This window comes from Aliinostoc sp. HNIBRCY26 (assembly GCF_050235535.1).
Classification (GTDB): Bacteria; Cyanobacteriota; Cyanobacteriia; order Cyanobacteriales; family Nostocaceae; genus Trichormus.
In genome coordinates, this window is the sequence record NZ_CP189852.1 from 6305090 (window position 1) to 6330712 (window position 25623).

Below are 25623 nucleotides of genomic sequence, written 5' to 3' on the forward strand. Positions count from 1 at the left end.
AGTCCCCAACCCCTTTTATCTAGACATCACCGCGAATGTCTTCGACAACTCCATCACGCAAAACAATTTCTACTTGGATTTTGCTGATTAAGTTATCGCCTCGTTCGACACGGAAAAAGCTTTCCATTTGACCTTGATTGACTTCTTGATCTAATTCCAGCAGTTGTACTTGCTGGAGGTTTTGCAGCATTTGGTTTTTCTGTTCTAAGAATTCGCTTTTCTTTTGATTAACTTGCAGTTGGATGTTATCAATTTGTTGTAGGGTTTGAGGCCCTGGTGGCTGGAGACTTTGTTTTTGAATAGCGGCGATCGCTCTTTGTCCTTCAATGTCTAACTGTTGCAATTGCTGATCAAGTTGATTGATTTGGGCTTGCAGTTGTTGCTGCATTTCCTCTTTCCAGAGGGGGGTAACAATCACTTTGATGTTAATGACGCGCTTGAGAAGCAAATGAGAATTGGAGACATCTGTCATAAAAGTTTCACGTTCACTCGATAGTTGGTAGGTGTGGAATTATTAGGCAAACATGGCGGCAATTATAGCTTGGTAGCGTTCCATGACAACGTGCCGCCGGATTTTGAGTGTTTGTGTCATTAAGCCGTTTTCGACGGAAAATGGCTCTTGAATCAGTCGAAATGGCCCTACTCGGTCATCTGGACGATAACCTGGACGGTTCTGCACTTCCCGATTCAATTCTTGACGGAATAAATCCTGGATCATTTTACTCTCCAGGGTTATTGTTTCACCTGATGAAGAGGTTAAATTATTGTCGTCTGTGACTAAAGTGAGATTTTGCGCCTCCGCCCATTTTTCCAAGGCTTCCACATTGGGGACAATTAAAGCACCGATACAGCGTTGGTCTTGTCCCACTAGCATAATCTGGTCGATGTAGGGCGATCGCAAGCAAGCATCCTCGATGGGTTGCGGCTCGATGTTCTCCCCGTTAGTCAAGACAATCGTATCTTTAGCCCTGCCTGTTAATACGAGGTCATTATATGGCGTTACCCAGCCTAAGTCACCGCTATCAAACCAACCGTCAGCGTCAAGGACTTTGGCTGTGGCTTCGGGATTTTGGTAATAACCTTGCATGATTTGTGGGCCTCGCAATAACACCAAACCTCGTTGGCCGTTGGGTAAAGGTCTGCGAGTTTCTGGGTCTACAATTTTCACTTCTGTACCAGCTATTGGTTGTCCGGATGAACCGCGTAAATTGTGCCAAGGACGACGCGCATTAGTTACAGGGGAGGTTTCTGTTAAACCGTAACCTTGTAAAATTTCTACACCCACAATCTCAAAAAATGTATCTATATGTCGGGGTAGTGCGCCACCACCACTAAGGATCTGTTTGAAACGTCCGCCTGTGGCTTCCCGGACTTTGCCGTAAACTTGCTTTTCTCCGAGATTATGTATGGGAGATAAAATAGCTGCGACTATTTTGGCAGTTAATTTCTCTAATGCTGAGGCGTGGAGATGATCTAAACTTAAGCCTGCGGCAATTCTCTTGGCTTTAATATATCTCTCACTTACGCCCAATAAAAAGTAAATTAGGCGTTGTTTTTTGGCTGGTTGTTCGCGGAATTGCTTCTGCACGCCTTCATGAATGGATTCCCACAATCTGGGAACAGCAATCATGTAATGGGGTTTGAAATCTTTTAAATCTTTTTTTACAGAACGTATATTTGTGTAAACTTGGGTACAACCTTGAGAAAGTAAGAAATACTCGCCACTCCGTTCGTAGCTATGCCAAGTCGGTAGAATGCTCAAAACTATATCTTCTGGTTGGGGTTGTACAACTGTTCCCAAGGTTTTGACTTGGTGCAGTAAGTTACCGTGAGATAACATGACACCCTTGGGTTTTCCTGTAGTGCCGGAGGTGTAAATTAAGGTAGCTAGGTCTTGGAGTGTTTGCTTAACTCTTACTAGGGTATGGTTACTACCTAGTTCTAGTAATTGGTTATAGTTGAGGATTTTGATAGTTTCCTCGGCAGGTGGCGTTTCATCAGAAAGCAGAATAATAAACTGGATGGGTAAATCGTGAAGACGTTCGCGGAGTTTCTGGAGGGTTTTTAAATCTTCAACTACTAAGGCTATGCTGCCACTATTAGCCACGATAAATAATAGTTCTTCCCGTTCGGATTGGGAACTCCGTACTGCGTCTACTCCGCCGGCGGTGATAATCCCTTGATCAGCAATAAACCAACGTGGACTATTATCTGCTATTAGGGAAACGCGATCGCCTGCTTGTACTCCCAAAGCTTGCAAACCAGCCCCAAATTGCTGAATTTTTTCAGCTAACTGGGCGTAGGTAATTTTTACCTCTGGTTTAGCATGGGGATTGTGCAGTGCCACAATGTTACCAAATTGTTTGGCAGCCAACGGCCAGATTTCTGAGAGTGACTCGACACTGCTGTAATCTACCAAATGCTGTATTGATAAACTTTCTTGTTTAGTTATGTTAGCCAGGAAAGAAGACCCCGGTGTAGTGCTGACCATGTAAATATCACCTCAACTGTAAATAGGCTTTGTCTAAATTATTTCTGCTATTACGCTACAATATCGCTTCTTTTGATCTACATCACTCACTATGTAGTCAGTTTCGCAACTTAAACATTTGGATTGATATAAGTTTATGCTAAAGTTAATTTATATAAAGCCAAATCAATGGTTATGCTTTCTCTATGCTTTAGAGATTCAGGATACAGAAGTCAGGACTACTGATCAATCAGCATTTTGCTATGGTTGCTCAACTCATCAGGAAAATCATCTACCAGTATAGGCAATTAAATCTGACTCTCAAATCCCGACTGCTAAATCCAATTTTCAACTATCAATAGCGACCACCTAATAATTGTACGGGGGTGATTACCTATAGCGTTACTAGATGCTTTCTTGTTGACTCTCATCAATGTTATCGCCTGTTTAGGTTTACCTAAACTTTTATCATTGATTCTCTCTCCACCAAGAAACAAACAAAGTTACAGATTGCTCAAGGATGCAAAATCGCTACAACCTAGTAGGGGGATTACCAGTTTTCCTTACTGCACTACTTATAAGTTGACTGGTAATCATTTTTGCAAATTCAGCCCACATTTTTGTGCTAGATGTTCTCCGCATTGATGGACTATTTTCGATGAAATTTACTAACATCAATTCGCTGGACATTTGATTTCTAGAGTATTTTTCAAGTTCTACCTTGTAATTATTTCATGATGATGATCTTGTCAGGATTTTCATGAAGTAGTCACAAGGTATTTTTAATGCAATATGGTTGCAGATGGTGTTGGAAAAGTATTCGTCTGTAATCTTTAGTAAATTCAGATCCCTCTAGATTTTAAAAGGGTGGTTAGGGAGATAAATATTTCTTGAAATTGAGATTTATGATATCATTTATAAACTCAATTTATATTAGAATTATTATCCCCATTTTTACTTTGTAAACTGCTAATATTCCGGCTGGCGACATCAGCACTAATACCCCATAAAATTAAACCTAAATAATCAGAAAAAGGTCTAGAACCAAAGGTGATACCGTTATCTACATATAACGAACCAAGACCGACTAAAGATAAGCCTACCAGTAACGTCAGTGATAAAAAAGGTCGGATGAGAAAAACAGTAGCACCGATGCGAACATCATCAGAAACGCCAGATATTAGTATCAGCAAATCTTGCATACGGACTTCCCATTTAGAAGGGTTGGGTAAATCTTGAGGAGAAACTGCATCAGCACGAACTAATAATTCCTTAACACTACTGGCTAACTCCAGAGGTAAAAAAGGTTCATTTGATGTCAAACTAGTATTAACATTCATTCGATAATGGAGATTTGCTAAATCTTTCATGACTGCTTGCATCAATCTATTAGCCGCAATATCATTTTTTTGGGCAATGAAAACACGGATTTTAGCAATATTATTCTGCAAACTTTGCAACATCTCCTCTAAATTAGATTTATTTTTCATCTCCATTAATTGATTTTCTATTTCTCGGAGCTTACTTAAAGCCTCTAATCGTGATTCTATGGCATCTATTTCAGCAAAAGCTTTATCAACTTTTTCCCATCTGATTAATTGCTCTACCCAATCAATCATCCGTTCTAAGATTTTTTGGTCGTCTGGGTGTTCTACTTCTTTTTTGATACGAGATTTGAGACGATAAACGGCTTTAATAGCTCTGGTAATATCACCGCCAGATTCTTGCATATATTTAAATAAACGTCCCAAAAGCACACCAAAAATTAACACCAACAAAGGTAAAATCGGCCCGGAACGCATTTTTAAATCAACTGGAATGATTAATCGTTGATTTTGTCCTGATAATGTTAAGTAAATTGCTCCGACGTAACGGTCTGGGGGAATGACACAGCGATTGATATTGAGAGGTAAACTGATAATGCGATCGCTTGCTATATTGATATCACCTTTGGGTAAACTCAAAGCCTGTGCGGTGATTTGGTATCCCGTTTGCTCACCTTTGAGGATGACTTTACTATCAATGATGGTGACTGGTGCTTGGGTGGGGTTATCAAATTGCAGTTCCCATTGATTTAAAAATGCACTCGCTGGAAGTAAACCCCTAGCAATAGAACAATCAATCCAACCTAGCCACCCATCACAGTTGACTAGACGCAATTGTACTTGTTCTGTGTCACCGACAGGAATCAGATTTGGTCTAACTTTGGCAATTACCTCAACAGGAATCGTTTCTACTAGCTGTTGGGGTTGACTAGGAAGAAAGATTTGCACTGTCCCTTCATAAGTTCCTGGTAGCGTAATATTATTGACGCGCACTTGAAAATCTTGGGGAATTCCTGCTGATAGTTGTGGTTCACCGATGATAGTAATTTGTTGACGGTTGACGATTTCACCGCCTTCTTGACGACGCAAATCGGAAGTTAAAAATACAACTTTTTCAATATTTTCACCTGGAGCAGTCAAGCGCAAATTACCAATTAAAGCACTTTCTTCACCCAACCAACCAGTAATCTGAAGTGATTGATTACTAGGTTCAATAACTATACTACTAGCCGCCTGTACTGCGAAAGGATGAGCAATGACCACTACAGGCAATAATATAGACAATATCCAATATTTCATGAGCTATTCTCAGGATTTAGAAGCTGTTATCAATCTTGCGAGTCTTCAGTCCTGAAAATATCTGCACAGTAATACCAATTCAAAATTCAAAATACCATACGGGTTCGCGGTAGCGTTGCGTAGCAAAGGCTTGCGCCTACAAAATTCAAAATTAAGAATCAAGACAGAGCAAGCATTTGGGGCTGTACATCTGTCGCATTCTTTTTTAAAATTGGTATAAAATTACCACCTATAACACCAAATTAACTATTTCGAGAATAACCCCTTCTTTGCCAAAAAAATGGGAGTTTTATTCCCCTTTCCCTTGTAGGGAAGGGGGTTAGGGGGTTAGGTTTGTAATGATGAATTGATTTTATGGTACTGAAGCAACTCGCCACAATCATAGGACTTTTCATCATAATCAAGTGCAATTTTTTCGTGCGATTGCTTACCTGATTTCGCAATGAAAAAATACTTGATAATTCAGTCAGTCCTAAACCTTCTAGCACCTAATTAAATTCTAATCTAGTTGGACAAAGATTGGGGACTTCTAGGCAAGGGGGCAAGGGAGACAAGGTAGAATTTCTTACCCAATGCCCTATTCCCTATTCCCAATGCCCTATTTTCTAGTCATACAACCAAGTATTTGAAGAAAAATCATCTTTTGATTCATTTGTCTGCACTACTGGATATTGTTCAGGTGTGCGATGAGATTTTCTGTAAAGAACTGGTTGATGGGGTTTTGGTTCTTTTGCCTTTTCTTTTTCTTGTTGTTTTTGCAGTTGTGCTTCCTGTTCTTGTTTAACAGATTTATTTTCTTCTATTAGTTGAGAATTTGCTTCAGCAAGTTGCAGTGCGGTTTGTTTTGTTTCGTAGAGTTCTTTTGTGACTCTTTCTACCGCCGCTTTTTGTTCAGCTAAGGCTGATTGCAAATTGGCTATTTCTTGCTGAAGAGTTTTTTCGTTTTGTTGAGATGCGGCTAAATTAGCTTGTAACTCCTTGATAGTTACTTCTAAATCAGCTTTGGTGGGATTGTTACGTTTAGTAGCTGATGCTTCTGCTGTTGGTTTAGTATCTTCTTCTTCTACTGCTTGAGCCGACACCTCAATTGTAGGTTCGCCGGCTGGTGGTTCAAATTTTTGTGCTTCTGCTTGAATTAAGTCAGAAAGACTCTGTTTTCTAGCCATTATTTCCTCCAATCACGCTGTATTTCTTCTGCTACGCGGCGGTAGTCTGACTCCGCCTCTCTAGCGTTTTTGCCTCGCCATTGATGTATTGCTACACCCTCCAAAGCGGCTCGTTCGTGGGCTTTATAGATCCGAATGAAAGATTTGCAAGCCGGAATTCCTAAACGTTGGAGAGTATTTTGGGCTTCTATTGCTTCATTTATACTCCGTGTATCGACTTTTGTGAGTAATACCCGATGGGAAACGCCAGCAGGAACTACAGCCGCTTTGACGGTTTCAATGAGGGCGGCTAAATCCATAGCGGCTGGAGGTGTAGGTAACACTAGATAATCTGCGATCGCAACTACTGTCGTCAAGGCTTCTGAGTGCAGTGCCGGTGGCGTATCTACTACTACTAAATCGTAACCTTGGATGGTTTTTAACCGGCTTAAAAGTTGGGGATTGGTTTCTTGCGACAGGTCAAATCCCATACCATTCTGATTGCGCCCAAACCACCAACTAGCTGAACCTTGAATATCTGTATCAACGAGAATAACTTTTTTCTTCTTCCCAAACTGAGCAGCTAAATTAACTGCGGTAGTCGTTTTACCGACTCCTCCTTTACCGTTGAGAATAGCGACGATTTTTGGCACTGCTGACTCCCGACCCTGACTTACATGAATATACCGCTTTCTTTAATTCAAAATCCAAAATTGAAATTTTCCGAAAATTATTTTTTATAGATTTTAGGTCAGATGCAACTCAAAAAAGCGATCGCCAAAGGCGTGGCGTAGTCAATCGCATCTCTATCAAGACTGACGAATTTGCGATCGCTCTGTCAACTATCCAATTCAATATGTTTACAGTATTTGCCTTTTACCAACTGACAAGGAAGGTTCAGCCGTCTCTGCTGTAGGAGGGGAGATAAGACCAAAACTAGGGCGAAAGTCCAAGTTGCGGCACTCGCCTGTGAGTACAAAAGCCCCACCTACCCTTCGGGGAGGCTAACGCCAACAGACGTTCGCGCAAGCGTTCCGTAAGGAAAGCCAAGGTGGGGTAGTTTAATAAAAGGCTCGTTGCACAAACCAAATTAATCCCAAAACCACGACACCAGCAGATAAGCAACGACGGACAATTAATTCCCCAGGAGATTTTTTAATGGTACGAAAAATCCCAAAGGCAATAGTGACAATCGCTATTTGACCAATTTCTACACCCACATTGAAACTAGCTAAGGATAAAGCCAAATTAGATTGACTTAGATGAATTTCTTTGAGAACACCAGCAAAACCTAGCCCGTGAATTAATCCAAAAATGAAGGTGAGTAACCAACGCCAGCGTAAACTGGTACGCCAGAAATTTTCCGCCGCTACATAAACAATCGTGAGAGCGATCGCACTTTCGACAAACCTAACTGGTAAAGTCACAATATCCAATACAGCTAAAGTCAAAGTCACAGAATGAGAAATAGTAAAAGCTGTAACTACTTTCGTTAAATAACCAAAACCACCACCTAGCATTAATAAACTAATTAAAAATAAAACATGGTCATAACCTGTCAAAATATGTTCAATTCCTAACCACACAAAGCTACTAATTTGTTGCCACACCGGAGGGTTAATTAAAGTAAATTCTCGTTGTTCGGGAGTAAAGACTAAATTACGAATTTGTCCCCCTTGCATCACCGTGGCGAGACATCGAGCAGTGGCGACATTGGGGAGAAATAAATTGTAGTTAATTACGAGTCCGGTGACTGGTTGCGCCCAAGTATAAGTTAGCTCTAAAGTGCTGTGAGTCTGAATATTACTCGCAATATTCACAGGTAAATTATTCGTTGCAGCCACCGCCAGTTTACCTGTTTCTCCTTGTGCGTCAATCAGACGGATGCGATCGCCAAAAAACTTTTCTAACTCTGATTGATGCTTGGTAACTTCATCAATGGAGAGTTGTCCATCAAGGTTATCATCAACCCCAGGTACTAAAGCTGTCGGAAATGTCAAAATCATTGCTGTTTTTGTCTGTTCTACCGTCACCTCCGCCACCGCCAAATCAGCCCAGTGTGCTTGACTAGGACTAGCCCCACCAATTACCACTAAAAATGCTGCAATCAAGCAGATGAAAGCCACTCGGTATCTGCGCCACATAGTTGTCATCGCTCCTAAATTCCCAAATTCTCCAAACCAAGTCCTGATATCAGCCGCGCCTTGGCGTTAAAAGTCGGATCGACACTTTGGGCTAACTTCTCGTAATTCAAAGCCTGCTGTTGATTTCCCAAAGCTTTGGCAATTATCCCCGCCCGGTAAAATATAGCCGCATCTCGTGTACCTAATTGCAAGGCGGCTTGTATTTGCTGTTGCGCTTCCGGGAAACGTCCAGAACGAAACAAAGCCCAAGCCAAGGTATCTAGTGTTTGAGCATCACGGCGAATCTTAATTTCCGCCTGCATCAGGGATAAAGCCTCAGCCGTATCTTCAGGGCGATTCTTTTCTAATAACAATCTGGCTAACTCTCGCCGATGTCCAAAGGAACCGTTAGTATGTCCGGCGTTTTCTTGTCGCAGTAAGCTTTCTGCTTGAGTTAACAGTGTTTGTGCGGCTGCGGTTTTACCTTGTAATTGCAGAACTTTCGCCCTACCTCGCAAGACAGCATGGTCAAAAATAGTGGATGATGTTTGCGAATTAGGTAAAACTTGGGCATATAAACTTTCTGCCTGCTGATAATTGCCTTGGCGCGTTGCCAGTTCTGCTAGATGCAGTAATGCTAAAGGATACCTCGGTATAATCCGTAAAGCCTCGTTGTAGAGACTTGCAGCTAAATCTCGCTGTCCGCGTTTGTCATAAAATTGACCAAATACAACCCTTGTCCAAGCGGAAGTACCGAGTTCTCCCGGTTCTTCAGTTGCTAAAGCATTTTTAAAAGTGGCGATCGCAGCTTGATCTTGCCCTTGGGCAACTAATACCAAAGCTTGTAAAGTTAAGTTACCTTGGGTGGGAATTTTGTTTACTAGGGCATCGGCGGCAGTTCTAGCAGCAGTTAAATTACCCGTCGCCAGATTTGATGTGACTAAGATAGCCAGAGCATGATCGTTAGTGGGTTGAGATTGTAAGACTTGCTCAGATAGGCGAATCGCTGCGGCAAAGTCATGTCTAGCTTGAGCAACACGAGCCAGAACCAGAATTGCACCTTGATTGTGGAATGGTAAATGAGACAGAGAGCGATTAGCTGCCTGTTCTGCTAATAAATACCAGTTACTTTCGCCCGTAGCTTTGGACATTTTTAAGTAGGCTTGCGCTAATGCCGTTAAATTCAAACCGCTATCAGGGCTTTGTCGTACTTTAGTTTGGTAAAAGGCGATTTCTTGTTGTAATGTGGCTCGGCTATTTTCAGTCCCAGGTAAGGAGAGAGAAAAGTTATAGCGGTAGGGCGAATTTGGTTGCGAGTTGAGATGAAGAGGAATGATGAACAATATAGGGGCGGTAATCAATACCCAAAGGATTTTTCCAGGGAATTTGTAGTGGAAAAGCTGTATTTGCATTTTTTTACGCAGACATACGCTAAGAACAGAAGAGGACAAGGGGCAGGGGACAGGGAGCAGGGAGAGATGTTTCCCCTCTGCTCTCCGCACCCTGCACCCTTGCCTTAATTTGGTAATGCTAGGTAAGGAAATTGCGAGACTAAAGGTTGATGTCCTTGGGATGGGTTGCCGGGAGTACCTGCATAGGATACGTTATCGCTAGTCACAGCACCGTTAGTCAGAACGCTAAGTGTAGTATCAATGACATCATCTGTTAGCTTACGTCCAGCGACAGGACTGCCTTTAGCATTGAGAGCATTAGCATAACCACTGGGGACATTAGTATCTATTCGCATCACATCAGGAAGAAATGCTGCGAGCAGTGCATCAGCACGTTGATCACTATTACCCAAGGCTTTAAGTGTCTTCCTGGCTTCTGCTCCCACGGGTGCTGCGGCTTGGCTTAAATCGGCTGTTGGGGGAATGCTATTAAAGGCGTTAAGAAAATCGTTAGTGACTACTAAACCTTCATTAATTCCAGGTCTTCCTAGACGCTCAACTTGTTGGAATTTACCATAGGCATAGTTTTTAAATGAGATGGTTTGCCAAACATCAAATACTGTGGCGTTGGTATTTCCGGCGATCAGAGAACGGGGTATTCGGACAACAATGGAGTTCACGTTATAGCCTTTGGCAAAGTCAAGGGCTTGGTCAGCAGGGCGAAAACCCACAGCCGGGCCAATACCTAAAGCACCTGCACGCACTCGGAAGAACTGTTCAACATCAAAGAAAAAGGGGTCTTCACGCAGTCCGGCAAAAACAGTGACAGGTGTTTTACGCAAATATAAGTTGTTAATAGTAGGGTTGTTAGGATTAACACTTAAAGGAGTAGTGATTCCGCGATCGCTACTTCTATGACGATCAGCAATTACAGTCAATTTAAATGGTTGTTCGCCTCTGCTGTTGGGTTCATCAAATTGAAAGCGCAGAATCACATCTTCTCGACCTGTAGGGGTAGCATCTCGATCAGTAACCCGGCTAATTTTAAATTCATATAGAGCATTCGTACTAAAATAATACTGTTGCCGAGCCAGCGATCGCGGATTTGTATTCATCACTAAAATCAAATCATCTTTACGCGCGCTTGGGTTCTGGTCTTGCTCACGGAAGACATATAAATCAGTCAAATTTAAATTGCGTCCTTTTGTATCCACTTCCCCATCATCGTGGTCAGAAGCGGTTACAGATTTTGGTGTTAAGGTTGTCCAACCTACTGTTAAACCTAATGCCAATAAACTGACACCTATAATAACTTTGATATTAGCAAAACTAAAGTGTCGCCAAAATTTGTGATTGGTCGTTGTATGACTTTTCATATTAGTAAATACTCCACGTTAATATGTATTCTGTTGATGCAGAATACTTGTTTGGTTTTCAAGATTAAATACGTCAAGAACAGCAACTTGGATCTATAAATTTGAAAATTAAATTTAATTACAGTTTTAATCTCCAAAGCTCGATAAATATGAGCGATCGCTAAGGGTGGGTCTTCGAGCATCGCATCCCCAATGACGAAATGAGAGCGAGCTTGAGTCTGATTCAGAATTTAAAGCCTCTGCGTTGCTGGAACTACAGAGGTATACGTCAAACATTTATTGTTGGATTTATATTTGAATAAAAAATTAGTGATGATTTTTTCGGTCTTAAACCCCTACACTTTCTTTCAAACTAGGATATTCATCATCCATTGAGGTACGAAAGTAAAACATACAACCACCATTTGTATAGGGGCTATGCACTGAACCTGGTTCGGAACGGATGTAATCTCCTGCACCATAAACCTGCTCATCAACCATCAAATCCCCAGAAATCATGTATATTTCTTCAATTGCTGCATGACGATGACAAGGATAATGAATACCAGGATCGGCGTGAAATAATCCGACTACTTCGCGCTTGACTTGATCAATGTGTAAGATGGCGATTTTAACACCAGGGACATCATGTGGTTGCCAATTCAAATTTTGCGATCGCACTGCGAAAAATCCCGGCGGTGTTGCTGGTTCCTTGGCTGGGGTTGGTTCTGGAGTATCTAAATCTAGACGCTCAAACAAGCGATTTTTTAAATCTGCCGCCATTGGCACAGTAGGAGTAGTATAAGGAATTACCGTCACTGCTAACTCATACTCTGCTAACTCTGTGGCTAATTCTGGACACTCTGCTATTTGCTGCTCAACCCAATTTCGCTCTTGTTCATCCAATAAATCAAGAGCATACAAGGGAGCTAGTTCACAAAAGCAGTAGTTTTCAGAATTGAGTTGCATCATCGAGTTCTAATTTGATTTAATACTAAATAAGTCGTGTATGTATTTGGCAAGACACTAACTTAAAATTCTTCCTCAGTGACAAAAATAGATTGTAACTTTTTTAATCCTAGCCGAATTCTAGTTTTGACTGTTCCCAAGGATACACCTGTTACCTCTGCAATTTGACTTTGAGTCAGTCCTTGATAATATGCTAATTCAATTACCAGTCGTTGTTCATCTGGTAATTTTTTCATGGCTGCGATTACCCGACTCCGCCGTTCAGCAATAAATACCGACTCAAACAAGTCTACGTTATCGGCTTTGGGCTGAATTTCTGTTGTATCCAAAGAAAAGGTAGTAGATACATGAGTGCGTTGCAGTTTGCGTAAGCGATCAAGAATGCGACTACGGGCGATGGTAAATAACCAAGTATCCACTCTACCTTTTTGTGTATCGTATCGCTCGGCAATTCGCCATACTTGAGCGAAAACATCCAATACCACTTCTTCACTCTCTTCTGGTGATTTCAGGCTTTTAAAGGCGATCGCATAAATAATTTTGCCATAGCGATCGTAGAGAGCAGATAACGCAGATTGGTCTTTTTGGGCAATTTTGGTGATCAGTAAAACATCGGTAGTAGTAAATAAACTCTCCATTCAGAGTTGGTTAGTAATTGAGTCTGGGTATCACTGCGAAGTATACCGAGCTTTCGACTACTTTCCAAGCATTTTTAAGAGTTAGCAAACATACTGAAATAATTAAGGTAATGAATGTTCAAGAAACATCAGAACCCTCTTGTAACTCTGCCAGGATCACCGCCGGATTCCAGTAAGCCTTGAGAGATTGAATTTTCCCTTCATGATTAAACTCAAACAAATCAATTCCTTCAAATGTGACGGCTCGACCATTGTGACCAATCCCCCGACCTGTCCATTTTACAGCCGCTTCATCTCCATTAATGGTGATAAACTCTTCACAGAGTTCTACTTTGACAAATAAAGCAGCTATTTGTTGGAAAAATGCGTGCAGTTGAGCATGACCTTGTTTTGCTGGTGTTCCTACTGGGTCGTAACTCACCGTGTCTTCGGCAAAACAGGCTACCATCTCATCTGCTTTATTAGCGGAACGAGTAGCGGCAAAATATTGGGTAATCACAGCTTGGATAATTTCTGGCGAAAGAGGAGCTACTTCAGACATAGCTTTTTACTCATAGAATCATTATCTAGAGAATACGCCGCAGATACTAATTTGGATCTCAAAGTGCGATCGCCATCAGGTAAACGTCATAATTGCTACATATAAAACCTAAATTTCTCGCCCCTAGCCTGTTGACAAAATTAAATAGAATTCTTATATGAGGGAGCTTGTTCCAGAATCATTTGCCGTCTGCTCAATTCCCCCATGTTCTTAATAGGCTCAAAACCCAAATATTGTCCACGAATTTTGAGACAAAGATAGTTTAAGGCAGCTTTGCGATCGCTTTCATTTTCGCCCAATAAATTACTAGTATGTTCTAGTTTGTTTAACCATTCTGTATGATGTGATTGTGCAACCGTCTCGTCCATCAGCAACAGCGACAAGGACTGAACATCAACAGACGGAGCAGGAAACATTTGAGCCAATCGCCGATTATAAGAGTTACGTCCCAAACGGTAAGCAATTGACATAGCTGGTTCTAAATACTCAATGTAATGCCAGAACATCATCGGCATAAAAATAGTTTCACCGGGATAAAGTACCACATCAATAGCATTGGTATAGCGGATAAAATCTGTTTTCTCCGCTTCTGACATATTTTCTAAAAATAAGCCGCTTGTACGGCATAAATTTGGCTGATCAATAGCATCTAGTTTGTGAGTTTCACGGGGATGAATTAATATAAATCGCTTTGTCCCAAACACTTGAAATAACAAAACGTTACGTTGATCAGCATCGTAGTGGAGATGAGCATAGTTGTTACTGCCAGCGACAAACATATTGGAATATAAGTCACTCTCATCACTTAAATCTTGATATAAATTCAGGGGTAATAACTCCTGCAAAGTTTGGGGCGTTGGATACTCAACACAAATATCAAGACTTGTGGGTTGTGCTTGCAGAAAGTCAAGATATGCGCCTAAGTTCATCATCCGAGGCACATCGGCTGATTTTGCATACAGCAGATTAGCGATGTAATTGGGACAGACTTGAACCGGAATGTCGCTAAGTCCAGTTCTGGCCTTTTCTAGAGTATCCATTTCACACAGTGATGAAGTTTCAAAGAGATTAGTGATAATCACTGGACGCTGGGCAAGGATATACTCACGGTAAAACACATCCTTTGGAGGTGCGGTAATTCGTTCAATGTTGTCGAGAATCACTTGATTTTCTTTGTTGCTAATATGGCGTAATACTGATGTAACCTAGTTTATTTTGTCAATATTTCTTTTCTTGACTTAACATCAACTTCTATATCGGCAAGCACTAACGAACTGTGATCAAAAGCGTTCCATGATTGACGAATCAAAGACAACTCAAGCACCCAGTAGTGATCACTGGGAAACCGGAGAATGGCTACAACTCAATGTAGGACTTGTCAGACATCAGGGTGATGCACTACCAAGTGCGCGTCTCTTGTTTACCAAGATAGTACCTTTAGTAAATAGCTGGCGGAGTCAAGGTTTGTTGCGTTGGTTTTTCTTTATGAGAAAACCGCCAGATGTGCGAATGCGGTTTTTTACCAAATTGGATCAGCAACAAGCGATCGCAGAAATATCCGAGCTAATGTATTCTCTTCAACAAGAAAACTCTATTCATCTCTTTTTCTTTAGCGAATACCAGCCTGAAACCGAGCGGTTTGGTGGCACAAAAGCCATGCAATGGGTTCATCAGCACTTCGACATAGATACTTCCCAATGGCTCATCCTTGACTACCTCCATCAACAGCATCGGAGTGTTGTCCCCACAGATGTACTTCTTCCCAGCTTGTTAAATGATCTCTTTACCCGTGCCATGTCAGATCAGGCATCTGTTTTGACAGCTTGGCACAGTTTAGGTGCTTTGATTCCCTCAGATCCTGAAGCCACAATTCCCAAAGTTGAACTACTTTTGCTAGAAAATTTATACCAGTTGTACACAGTTACAGAACAAGAAAAAAATGTATTGAAAGTATACACAGAATGTAACAGTATTCTTGCCCAAAAATTAGTTAATTTCCGAGATATTGGTCAATTATGCCAGGATTTGCCTGATATACTTGCGGCTGTAGCTATGTTCACTTTCCATCGTCATGGATTTGATGGGCAACGGTCTGGAAAGCTGATTACAGCTATCATCCGCTCTCTGGAAGGTAGAGAAAATTGACCATAAGAGAATTAGGTTAGAAGTAACCTATCCAATGATAGGGTCATTTTTCTGTATTTATTGTCACAAAATTTTATCAAAATTCTCTAGACATAAGAATATACCTCCATTATTGTATTAATCATGATTGATTTATCTATGTATACACACAATCAATCTGTGTAAGTTAAAGCATTTTAATGGGACAAATACTTAATTGAGTTGATTCCCCATACCAACTTTCTGAAATCTCAAGGAGAATTCAAAATGTCTCAACAGAGTTTTGTGGAATATTATGAAAATTTTTTAGGGCAACCAGCTAATTCTGCTCTGCGTGAAGCTTTAGATGCTTCGGAAGCAGGTGATTTTGCCAGAATTGCTGTTGAGCAAGGTGCAGCCAACGGTTTTGATTTTAATGCTGATGATGTGAAAGATGTGATGATTGCTGCCGAGAGAGTGGTTCTCGGTTTACCAAATTCTGCCCCAACTGTGAATATCCGCTCTATTGAGAGTGTTAATGGTATTAAAGCTAGACCAGCTAACCGAGAATTATCAGAAGATGAATTGGAAAGCGTAGCTGGTGGACTTGCTTCTTCTGACACTCCCAAATCTACAATTATGTGTTGCTGGTAGTCTTGATTTCGTGTTGGCGGTGTAAGTTCGGATGATTGGAGTCACTCAAGGCTTGACTAAATCAAGATATGTCTGGACTGACAACAAAACAGCTAGATTATAGCGACCTCAATCACACCGCAATTGTGCAATGCCTGACAGCAATTATATTTCCAGGCACTTCCATCAAGGCTAATGGAGGTGCTTATGTTTGATCAAGAAGACTATACGGAATATCCTGACTCTCTAGTGAATTCCAAGAGGACTTTGCAAGGTTAATAGCCGCAAAACAATCTCTTTCTCCCCCTGCCCCCCTGCTCACAACAGCGACCGTATGTTTTTTAAGTTGGAAGTCCCTTACCATCTTCGACTGCAACTTGGGATGAACAAATGTGGCAAAATCTGACTGCACCAAAGCTAAATCTTGATGGTACGTTCCGCACACAAGCACCCCATCAGACTTGGGAACGGTTACAAGAATTTCTACCTGCTTTTGGCATTACGCGTGTTGCGGATATTACTGGCTTGGACTGCATTGGGATTCCGGTTGCTCAAGCGATTCGTCCGAATGGGAAAGCCTTTTCTAGTTCTCAAGGTAAGGGAATTTCATTGCTGTTGGCTATGATTTCCGCAGCGATGGAGTCAGTAGAGTCTTATCATGCTGAAAATCTGCCAGAGCCAGAGATAGTTGCCTCCTATAAAGAAGTATGTCGGCATCATCAGGCGATCGCACCTGATAAATTAGAACCTGGTAAAAGATGGGCAGCCTATGATCCTACTAAACCTTTAGATTGGATTTGTGGCACAGATTTATTCACTAATCAACCTGTGTATATTCCGCAGGCTTATCTTGATTTAGATACTACAACAGAAAAACGTGATACTGGGATATTCAGCACTTCTAGCAATGGACTAGCATCAGGCAACCATTTGCTAGAGGCGATCGCACATGGATTATTGGAAGTCATAGAGCGTGAAGCCGAGTGGCGTTGGTGGCAATTGCCGATGGAGCAACGGATTAACTGTTTGGTTGATATTCAAACAATCAAGTCTCCTTTATTACAATCACTACTCCAGCAAATTCAACTGGCTGGGGCAAAAGCCGTCATTACTGACTTATCCTCGACGGTGGGCATACCTACTTATAAATGTCTGATTAGTGATATTGAAAATTGGCATGGCCGACCTACAACTGTAGGGTGGGGATGTCACAGTGCTAAAGAAATAGCTTTAGCACGGGCGATTACTGAAGCAGCTCAGTCACGCGTTACACTGATTGCAGGTAGTCGGGATGACACTCATCCTGAAAGTTACGCGCTAGGACGTTTCAAATTACCCGGTAGTAACCCAACTCCAAAGTTTAGCGGTAAAAGACCAATTGCCACCCTGATTGATTTTGAAACTCAGCCGGAACTTCCCCCTACCGCCACTTTTGAAGCAGAAATTCAGCAAATCCTTGACCGTATCAGTAATCTGGGGTTTCATCAAGCTGTCTTTGTTAATCACACGCGATCGGAGTTTGGCTTTCCGGTGGTTCATGTTGTTGTACCGGGAACGCATCTTCCTGTGTCTTATTAGGGGTGTAGTATCAATTCAAAATTCAAAATTCAAAATTCAAAATTTAGAATTTCTCTACAAATCAATTTAATTTTGCGTTTGTGCGACTAAATGAATCAACATGGACTCGATAGCTTTAGAACCTAGTCAGATTTACATCTATCTTGGCCCGACTCTCTCTGTTACCCAAGCTAGTCAAATTTTACCAGCCCGTTACCTTGCTCCTGTGCGTTGTGGTGATATTCTGGCTTGCTTGCGGTTGCAACCTCGTGTGATTGCGATTATTGATGGTTTTTTTGATCGCAATGCTTCAGTGTGGCATAAAGAAATACTTTGGGCGATCGCCGCAGGGGTACGGGTGTTTGGTGCAAGTAGTATGGGCGCACTCCGAGCTACTGAACTAGAAGCCTTTGGGATGGAGGGCTTTGGGACGATTTTTACTGCTTATCGAGATGGTAAGTATATCGGGGATGATGAGGTGGCGATTTTACATAGCAATGCAACATCTCAATACAAACCCTTAACGGATGCTTTAGTTAACATTCGCGCTACAGTTAACCATGCAGTGTCCCAAAACATTCTTGATCCAGCGATCGCAAATTTAATCATCAATTGTGCTAAAAAGCAATTCTTCGGTCAACGATATTTGCGCCAAGCAGTGGCGGATGCTGAGGCACTGGGCGGTGATGCCAAAGTTTTAGCTCATTTTTGGAATTTTCTCGAAAATGGCGGCTATGTAGACCAAAAACAATTAGATGCCATTGGATTGCTGAAACATCTGGTAACTATGGTGGGGGAAAGTCTTGAGCAGAATCAGGTACAGTTTCAACTCAGCAAGTCAATGTTTATAGAGGAACTTCAGGCTAGAGTAGCCATTCGTCCCTTAGCAAAAGCATATTCTTGGCTACCTATAAAGGAGAAAGTCTGCCAAGAAGCCCGATTGCTGGGTAGGGTTTACATTCAGTTACGTAATTTGGCTGGGTTAATGCGATGGTGTGATGCGATCGCTCAAAGTCAAAATCTGCCACCCCTAACTGTTAATTTAGCTGAAGTTAATGTTATTTCAGATGAGTTAGAACCCGCTTTAGGAGAACGTTGGGGACGCATTCAAGCATTGCTGAAAATTTATAGTGAACATGATGGCTTTCACCAACAATTTGAGCAACTACATGGATTTATCTTGACGATGGTTGGTAAAAATCTTTCTGTGGATGAGGAAGAAAATCAAACTCAATCAGTATTAGCAAATTGTGAGCGGCAGTTGTACCGTTTGGTTGCGACTCTCTGGACTTTAGCAGAACAGACACACAGCGAGTCTGAGGTAAATTTAAGACCTAGTATTAACCAAAAAATTACGCAAAACTTTTTACAACAACAGGGAGTGACTAACGAGGCAGAATTAGAGACTTGGCTGGAGAATAAAGGCTTAAGTGCAACTGAATTTTCCCACATGATGAGGGCGATCGCCCGCTTAGAGGGATTTGTGAATGTACCCCGATGGTGGAGTCGAGGGATGAGCGAATATTTCTCTGTTACTGAGTGTTTTCTAGCTGATGCTTTAAAGTTATCTGGGTTTTACAGCATTTTAAGCAAAACAGTACAGTCAATTTCCCAAGTTGCGCTAGAGGAAACTGAACAGCAGAGTTTTTATCAACTCAATGCTTTTCCCCCAGTATGTAACAGCACCCAAGTAGCTTTTTGGTTAGATTTTAGTGAACCAGAAGATTTTGTCAAAGAACTACAAACAAAAAAATAAAACTATATCCAGCATCAACTTAAATTTTGATAAGAAATTCACCCTATCGATTCTGAAATCTTTTACTAAAATTACTAAGAGCAACCGTATTTAATTTACAAACGCCAAATGTCATAATATGCTTTGTAAGCCATTGATTTACCTCGCTCTTTAATTTCTTGCTCAGTCCATTGAGTTGCATTCAACAAATGCTCATCAAGCGGATATTTTTTGTCTTTTAAAATTTCAATTTTTTTCATGAAATCAAAATCTCGTAATTCTTCACCATTGGTTATTTTATCTACTAATATTAAATTTCCTATATTACCAACTATTGTTTCGTCTCCTTTTGATTGTGGTAGTAAGTGTTCAATACTAGCAGAATTATGATCGATGGGTAGCCCATTAATGTTATTCCCTGTGAGTTTTTCCAGTATATATTGGATGACTTTTTTATCTCTTTGTTTATTTTTGGTATAAATTAAATCCATGAAATTTACTTCAAATTCATCAAAACTAGGTAGTTTATCTTTGAGTTTCCTTAACAATTCACTATTAATTGACTGAATTTTATCGAAATTGCTAGTCTTAGAAAGCTCTTGAGCATATTTGGCATAAAGTGGTGCAATTGAACCAGAAGACCTTTGAGAAGTAATCGAATTAAAAATAAAATGAAAACATTCAATTTTCCATAGTATCTGACGTAATGCTCTCAATGTTATCTTCTCTTCTCTGTATGCTCGAATTAGAGATAAAATCATTGATGTTTGTTGCTTGACGTTAAAAAGACGTAATGCCTTTAACGATTGATAAATACTGTTTTTTTCTTCATGACTCCATTGGTGACTATCAGGAGATACTATGGAAATATAATAATTTGAATTTTTTTGAAATTCTAGTAATAATAAACGAGCTTTACTTTCGGATTCGTTTCTAGTATTAGAATCAATAAAATTTTTAATTTCACCAAATAATTGTTTTTGAGTCGTATCACCATATTTAGAAAGCCAATGGTGATATAAAAAGCTTTCTATAATATTATTATCTAATCCATTATCATCAAATTTTTCTAAGATACCATTCCACACAACTTTATAAGAATCTATTGTAATATTGGCTGCTCTTAGCTTTTGTAATAATAAATTCTTAACTAAATCTGGTGTAGTTAGATCCTTTCCTCTAGTATTTAGAGTTTCAAATATTAAATAAGCATCATCTTCATTGTCTAATTGAATAAATACTAGCTTTAAGGAAAGAACTTTGTTCCTTATTATTTTTAGAATTTCTATAATTTGAGATTTTTGTTCTGTAGATAAATCATTGCAATAGTTATTTATATCCAATTCAGGAATCATTGACGAAAGGTTCTTATTAATTAGTTCAAATGCAGATTTCAGATTTTGTTCTTCATTACCTGGTGTATATTGTATGTCTGCTTTTTGAAAGCTTTGTATATGGTCTTGTAAATAAGGAAATGATGTTTCTGCATCTAGAATATATTCATTTATATTGTCTATATTCGCTTTTTCTATATATCTATGTACTCCTCTAGCTAAGTTTTCATCTCCAGCCTTAAGGAAAGCATTTCTTATCGCAGCAAGCATTAATGTAATAGTTGTTAATCTTTGTTGCCCATCAACTATTCCATAATATGGCTTCTCTATTTGGTAAACAACCATTGAACCAATAAAATAATGTTCATAATCTCTAATTACTACATCTTCCCAAAAATTCCTAACCTCCTCATCTGTCCATGAATAGGGACGTTGAAATCTTGGAATTTTAAAATAACCCAGAGAAAATATGTCTTGAACTTCTTTGTCATTAGCTTCGATTTTCATTGATTTTAATCCTGTATGTATTACAAGAAGAATTGTATTGATTACAAGAGTGCTAAGCTAATAAATTATGCACCCGAAGATAATACACATTATTACTTATTAATTAGTAGGATTGCCAATGTTTTAGAAGCTAGAAACAGATTTCCAGAAACTGTTACTTCTAGTTATGAGACAACAAAATCCATTTTTTCTTTTGCCTTCTTACTTTTACCTGATTGTACTAGGCAGGAAGCCAGGTGTGTAACCAACTATCTCGACGCTGGGCAAAGTCATACAGCAAATCTGGTCTTGTTTCCCGCAAGCATCTGAGGGCTTCGTGTTGGGACATGGCGGTGTTAGCCAGTCCTTGAAGAATTGCCATTTGGCGTTTCCAGGTGGCTGCATCTTCCACCGGTTCTACAAAGCGTGTGTGTACTTGTTGCCCAACTAACAAAGTGTCATAGGAGTGATCGTCCGAGAAAAACTCTGGTGGATGCACTGTATAAAATAGGGAATTGCGATAAGACAAAGGTGCGCGTTCTTGAAACAATGCTAGACGTTCTGCTGCACCGGAAATATCTGTGTCTTTATTGGCTGCTTGCCAGAAGGGAGTAGAGAGGCGGCGATTAAATTTGTAGTGAATTCCCAAAAACCAGCGTAGCGCATCCCAACGGTCATTAATTTTGCGATTGAGTGTAGATTTAATCGCTTCATCGCGTCTTGAAGCTGGTAGGTTATTCATGAGAAGTTCTAATTCCAGCACAATCATATGTAGTGCTGTTGATTCTAAGGGTTCGACAAAACCATAGGAATTACCGATCGCCACTACATTACCACGCCAAAAATGCTCATGTCGTCCAGAGCGAAACTTCACTACCCAAGGTTCACTCATCCCCGGATTTTTCGCCCGCATTTCTGCTACCGCCTGTTCTACACTACAGAATGCAGATGAAAACACATAGCCTCGATGGTCGGCATCTTCAAAGGGTATATTCCAACACCAACCATTATTCATGGTTTCCGCTAGGGTGTAAGGTTTGACTGTGCCGTTATGGGGAACAGTGGCAGCGATCGCCTGATCAGTGAAGAGTGTATCCTGATAACTGACGAATTTTGAGCCAAGTTTCTGCTCTAGTAGGAAGGAGCGAAAGCCAGAGCAATCAATATACAAATCGTAAGTTAGTTTCTGCCCATCGTCGGTGATTAAATGGGTGATGTTTTCGCCATCAGCAGCAAGTTGAGCATCACAAATCTGCACATCTAAATGCTCAATTCCAGATGCTAAGGCTTCTTCCTTGAGATAGCCAATGAATCGGCGATTATCTAGGTGATAAGCCCAGCGCACTAGATGTAGTAATGATAAAGGCTTACCATCACCCCGATCAAAAATAGGGGCGCGATCGCTACTCATTAACATTGCTCCCAATGACTGATTATTCAACGTGGCATCATAGAGGACTGATTCTAGCAAGCGTCCGCGCTGAAAGGGAAATGTAAAATCGTAATCACCCGGTAGTCCCCATTGAAACTTAATGCCCAATTTCCAGGTAGGCGCGACTCGCCGATAAAAATCAACGATGTCCAACCCTAAGAAGCGGGGACTGTGGAGAAACTTCACCAGTTCAGGCGTTGTGGCTTCCCCCACACCAATCACCGGGATGGCACTCGATTCCAGCAATGTCACTTTAATATCTGGATGGAAGGTACGAAAAGCCAAAGCTGTTAAATATCCTGCCGTTCCGCCACCTAAAATCCCCACGGTTTGGTAACTATCGGCAGATGGACGAATATTAGCTTGCAGGGGATTCGGCCAAATTCTAGCGATTTCCTCAGCAGCAGCTGCGATCGCACTTCTTTCCAACACTCCCAACGGTGCATCTAATTGGGGTGTACACTCCTGACATTCACCACTAGGAAATAGCCTTTTGACAATGCGATCGCCCTGACGATTAATTTTGACAACGCTAGTAGCGCGAGTTGGTGTGAAAGTAGACAAAACTGCGATCGCTTCTTCAATACAAGCTTGGGCTATGGATGGGAAGGGTGTGGGGGTGTAGGGGTGTGGGGGTGTGGGGGAAAGAATAGGGGTTGACAGGTGCGGCAAGATATCCTTTAAGACTGAGGGAATAGCTTCCAAGGTGACGACTCGACAACCAAAACAAGCGGTTGCACCTTTAATCACTGTGGGGCCGATGAGTGCTGTGTCTGGGGAAGCCGTGACAAATAAACACGGTTTCCCAGTGGCTAAGGCTGATTGATTAACATCGAAAAGTGCTTGATATGGCACACCTTCCAAAGCACACACCACAAAGTCGAATTCTGCCAAAATTTCACAAAGTTGAGCAACAGTCACAGCGTCTAGATGATTGTGGGTTACTGTGAAAGAGCCGTTAAAAATTATCCGTTCTTGCTGGAAATTGACGAATTCCGGGGTTTTACAGGAAGCGAAATCTGTAATATTCAAAGCACGGCAGTTTTCAAACCCTGCGTCAGTAAAACTTTGAGTCAGAGTATCCAGTAATTGGTGATTGCCTAAAATAGCGATCGCCTTCTGTTTGATATCATCGGGAACGGTGGGCAATTTCCAGCCTAGATTTTGGGGTGTGACTCCAGTTGTCAGCGATTCTTCTAATATATGCAGTTGAGTTAAAGCGGCAAGAATTTCCTGTAGGTAGTGGCGATGATATTTATTTGCTAGTTCAACATAAATTGATTCTAGGGTTCGCACGCCATCAATTAGCGTGAGTAACTCGCGGATGATATCTGGTTGAATACCTTCGAGGGCGAATACATCATTACCTACCCAACTACACATCTCACCCGCCGGATTGAGGAGTAAATGAGCATTGGGATTAATGCGAGGTACGGAGGGAATAGTATTTACGAACTCAGCCATTGACATTTTCTTTCCTTCACAACCTGAATTGCCTCATGAATTGATAAGGCGTTGTCACAATTTTTGATGAAATAGTTTTTGACTTGTCGCCAATAATCTAAATCTAAGGTGTCGTGTTTGTTTTGATACTTTGTTACCACCCGTTGACCCATCAGCAGATTCAGATAACCGTTATATCCAAACACACTATTAGGACGAAGGAGAATTTGGCCTATGGGTGATGGGCCATTGTTTTGAAAAAAGTCTACGATCGCGGCTGCTTCGCCAATATCAGTGTATTGTTGGCAGTGTTGCCAAAACTCCGATTCTACATAGTGATTGAACTTAAAATGAATCGATAAAAAGTCACGAATATCATCCCATTTTTGAGCGATCGCCCGATTTGCCAAATTAATTAACGCTGGGGTGGGTCGTTGGTCTGAATCAATTAACACATCGCATACACATTTAATGGTTTCGCCAATCATGTGTAATCCCGTTGATTCTAAGGGTTCTACAAAACCTGACGCATTGCCAACTGCGACCACATTCTTCACCCAAAATCGTTGATGTCGTCCTGATTTAAACCTAATCTGACTAACATCGTCACTCATCAGGGGATTTTTCTGTTTCATCTCTTGCAGTGCTGCATCATCACTGATAAAAGCAGATGAATAGACATAGCCCCGATTGACACGATCCTGTAAATCAATTTGCCAACACCATCCCGCCTGCATAGTTTCGGCGGTGGTGAAGGGATAAATTGGATCATCTCGCATCCATGTGCCTGTGACAGCAGAATCACAGAATAAGCTAGTAGCAAAACTGCAAAAAGGTTCTTGGAGAATTTCTCCAAGCAACGTAGAACGAAACCCAGAACAATCAATAAACAAATCACCAGTTACACTTTTCCCATTTTGCAAGCGTAGTTGGTGAATATCGCCATTTTCAGCCACTGTAATATCTACAACAGGCTGATCAATAATCTGAATGCCAAGTTCTAAAGCGCGCTTTTCTAGATATGCCACAAAACTAGAATTTTCGATATGGTAGCCAAAGCGTTCGTCAATAACAAACTCTCCATCTTTGCGACGGAAGCAAGGCGATTTATACTGCTCCATCAACAGAGAGTAAATACTAGAGTCTGTAGTAGAGTCTAGACAATAATAAGCCGTGCTTTTTTGCAAAACAGCCAGTTTATCCGCCAAATGAGTCACAAAAGGATAGTTGAAGTGAGACTGGCTAGGATCTCCCCAAATAAACTTAATTCCCAGTTTCCAAACAGGTTGGGTTTCCTCGTAAAATTGCTCACGATTGAATCCCAAATACTGATGGAGAAACCAAGGTATCCAGGCGGTAGTTGCTTCACCAACTCCAATAATGGGAATAGTAGTAGAATGAACTACCACCACATTTAAAAATGGCATTTTGACCTTGAGAGCTAAGGCAGAGAGAAACCCTGCACTACCTCCGCCGAAGATTACAACATTATGTATTATCTTTTCCACACGAATATCTCAAAAATATCGACTTATTTATCAAAAAATATTAAGAAAAGTAGACGATTTTGGATGTCTATTTTCTTTATGTCATATGACATTTGGGAACAGAGCAAAACTAATTAATATAGCACAAATAAATATT

The 25623-nt window shown here is 40.9% G+C and carries 20 protein-coding genes; 5 read left to right on the plus strand and 15 right to left on the minus strand.

Going from position 1 to position 25623, the window contains the following annotated elements:
- Positions 1 to 19: 19 nt before the first annotated feature.
- The 5 genes from ACQFX9_RS26600 to ACQFX9_RS26620 all read right to left on the minus strand — a co-directional run bounded on the left by ACQFX9_RS26600 (position 20) and on the right by ACQFX9_RS26620 (position 6892).
- The gene (locus ACQFX9_RS26600; protein WP_103137400.1) at positions 20 to 472 is read right to left on the minus strand and encodes a YlqD family protein; all 453 of its coding nucleotides are present in this window, start codon (positions 470 to 472) and stop codon (positions 20 to 22) included.
- A gap of 42 nt (positions 473 to 514) precedes the next feature.
- Complete coding sequence (locus ACQFX9_RS26605) at positions 515 to 2491, minus strand: AMP-dependent synthetase/ligase (protein WP_427159552.1); 1977 nt, start codon at positions 2489 to 2491, stop codon at positions 515 to 517.
- A 902-nt stretch (positions 2492 to 3393) separates the two neighbouring features.
- Positions 3394 to 5094 carry a hypothetical protein gene (locus ACQFX9_RS26610; protein WP_427159553.1) on the minus strand — a complete coding sequence of 567 codons (1701 nt, stop codon included), beginning with the start codon at positions 5092 to 5094 and terminating at the stop codon, positions 3394 to 3396.
- A 605-nt stretch (positions 5095 to 5699) separates the two neighbouring features.
- A complete protein-coding gene (locus ACQFX9_RS26615; protein ID WP_427159554.1) occupies positions 5700 to 6260 on the minus strand; it encodes a hypothetical protein in 561 nt (186 codons plus the stop codon).
- Positions 6260 to 6892 carry a ParA family protein gene (locus ACQFX9_RS26620; protein ID WP_236143370.1) on the minus strand — a complete coding sequence of 211 codons (633 nt, stop codon included), beginning with the start codon at positions 6890 to 6892 and terminating at the stop codon, positions 6260 to 6262. Before ACQFX9_RS26620 ends, ACQFX9_RS26615 begins: the two co-directional genes overlap by 1 nt.
- Here ACQFX9_RS26620 and ACQFX9_RS26625 point away from each other — a divergent pair.
- Entirely contained in the window at positions 6886 to 7155 is a 270-nt protein-coding gene (locus ACQFX9_RS26625; RefSeq protein WP_427159555.1) for a hypothetical protein, read from the plus strand. The two genes, ACQFX9_RS26620 and ACQFX9_RS26625, sit on opposite strands and share 7 nt — an antisense overlap.
- Before the next feature lie 145 nt (positions 7156 to 7300).
- Here the strand turns inward: ACQFX9_RS26625 and ACQFX9_RS26630 are convergent, their stop codons facing one another.
- From ACQFX9_RS26630 to ACQFX9_RS26660, 7 genes are all read right to left on the minus strand, one after another.
- Entirely contained in the window at positions 7301 to 8392 is a 1092-nt protein-coding gene (locus ACQFX9_RS26630; RefSeq protein WP_427159556.1) for a HupE/UreJ family protein, read from the minus strand.
- Between the two features lie 5 nt (positions 8393 to 8397).
- Positions 8398 to 9774, minus strand: a complete 1377-nt coding sequence (locus ACQFX9_RS26635; protein ID WP_427159557.1) for a tetratricopeptide repeat protein — start codon at positions 9772 to 9774, stop codon at positions 8398 to 8400.
- A gap of 104 nt (positions 9775 to 9878) precedes the next feature.
- A complete protein-coding gene (locus ACQFX9_RS26640; RefSeq protein ID WP_427159558.1) occupies positions 9879 to 11129 on the minus strand; it encodes a DUF4331 domain-containing protein in 1251 nt (416 codons plus the stop codon).
- 327 nt (positions 11130 to 11456) lie between these two features.
- A complete protein-coding gene (locus ACQFX9_RS26645; protein ID WP_427159559.1) occupies positions 11457 to 12080 on the minus strand; it encodes a cupin domain-containing protein in 624 nt (207 codons plus the stop codon).
- A gap of 59 nt (positions 12081 to 12139) precedes the next feature.
- Entirely contained in the window at positions 12140 to 12715 is a 576-nt protein-coding gene (locus ACQFX9_RS26650; protein ID WP_427159560.1) for a sigma-70 family RNA polymerase sigma factor, read from the minus strand.
- A gap of 118 nt (positions 12716 to 12833) precedes the next feature.
- Positions 12834 to 13256, minus strand: a complete 423-nt coding sequence (locus ACQFX9_RS26655; protein ID WP_427159561.1) for a nuclear transport factor 2 family protein — start codon at positions 13254 to 13256, stop codon at positions 12834 to 12836.
- 140 nt (positions 13257 to 13396) lie between these two features.
- Positions 13397 to 14419: a cupin-like domain-containing protein gene (locus tag ACQFX9_RS26660; protein WP_427159562.1), complete on the minus strand. Its 1023-nt coding sequence runs from the start codon at positions 14417 to 14419 to the stop codon at positions 13397 to 13399.
- Between the two features lie 130 nt (positions 14420 to 14549).
- Here ACQFX9_RS26660 and ACQFX9_RS26665 point away from each other — a divergent pair, with 130 nt between their 5' ends.
- The 4 genes from ACQFX9_RS26665 to ACQFX9_RS26680 all read left to right on the plus strand — a co-directional run bounded on the left by ACQFX9_RS26665 (position 14550) and on the right by ACQFX9_RS26680 (position 19305).
- Entirely contained in the window at positions 14550 to 15401 is an 852-nt protein-coding gene (locus tag ACQFX9_RS26665) for a thiopeptide-type bacteriocin biosynthesis protein (protein ID WP_427159563.1), read from the plus strand.
- Between the two features lie 246 nt (positions 15402 to 15647).
- Complete coding sequence (locus ACQFX9_RS26670) at positions 15648 to 16013, plus strand: hypothetical protein (RefSeq protein ID WP_427159564.1); 366 nt, start codon at positions 15648 to 15650, stop codon at positions 16011 to 16013.
- 369 nt (positions 16014 to 16382) lie between these two features.
- Entirely contained in the window at positions 16383 to 17570 is a 1188-nt protein-coding gene (locus tag ACQFX9_RS26675) for a YcaO-like family protein (protein ID WP_427159565.1), read from the plus strand.
- Positions 17571 to 17670: 100 nt separating this feature from the next.
- A complete protein-coding gene (locus ACQFX9_RS26680) occupies positions 17671 to 19305 on the plus strand; it encodes a TfuA-like protein (RefSeq protein ID WP_427159566.1) in 1635 nt (544 codons plus the stop codon).
- A 95-nt stretch (positions 19306 to 19400) separates the two neighbouring features.
- Here ACQFX9_RS26680 and ACQFX9_RS26685 read toward each other — a convergent pair whose 3' ends face one another.
- The 3 genes from ACQFX9_RS26685 to ACQFX9_RS26695 form a co-directional block, all read right to left on the minus strand.
- Positions 19401 to 21125: a DUF262 domain-containing protein gene (locus tag ACQFX9_RS26685; RefSeq protein ID WP_427159567.1), complete on the minus strand. Its 1725-nt coding sequence runs from the start codon at positions 21123 to 21125 to the stop codon at positions 19401 to 19403.
- Positions 21126 to 21345: 220 nt separating this feature from the next.
- The gene (locus ACQFX9_RS26690) at positions 21346 to 24000 is read right to left on the minus strand and encodes a tryptophan 7-halogenase (protein WP_427159568.1); all 2655 of its coding nucleotides are present in this window, start codon (positions 23998 to 24000) and stop codon (positions 21346 to 21348) included.
- The gene (locus ACQFX9_RS26695; protein ID WP_427159569.1) at positions 23985 to 25487 is read right to left on the minus strand and encodes a tryptophan halogenase family protein; all 1503 of its coding nucleotides are present in this window, start codon (positions 25485 to 25487) and stop codon (positions 23985 to 23987) included. The genes ACQFX9_RS26690 and ACQFX9_RS26695 overlap by 16 nt, the downstream gene beginning before the upstream one ends.
- Positions 25488 to 25623: the final 136 nt, after the last annotated feature.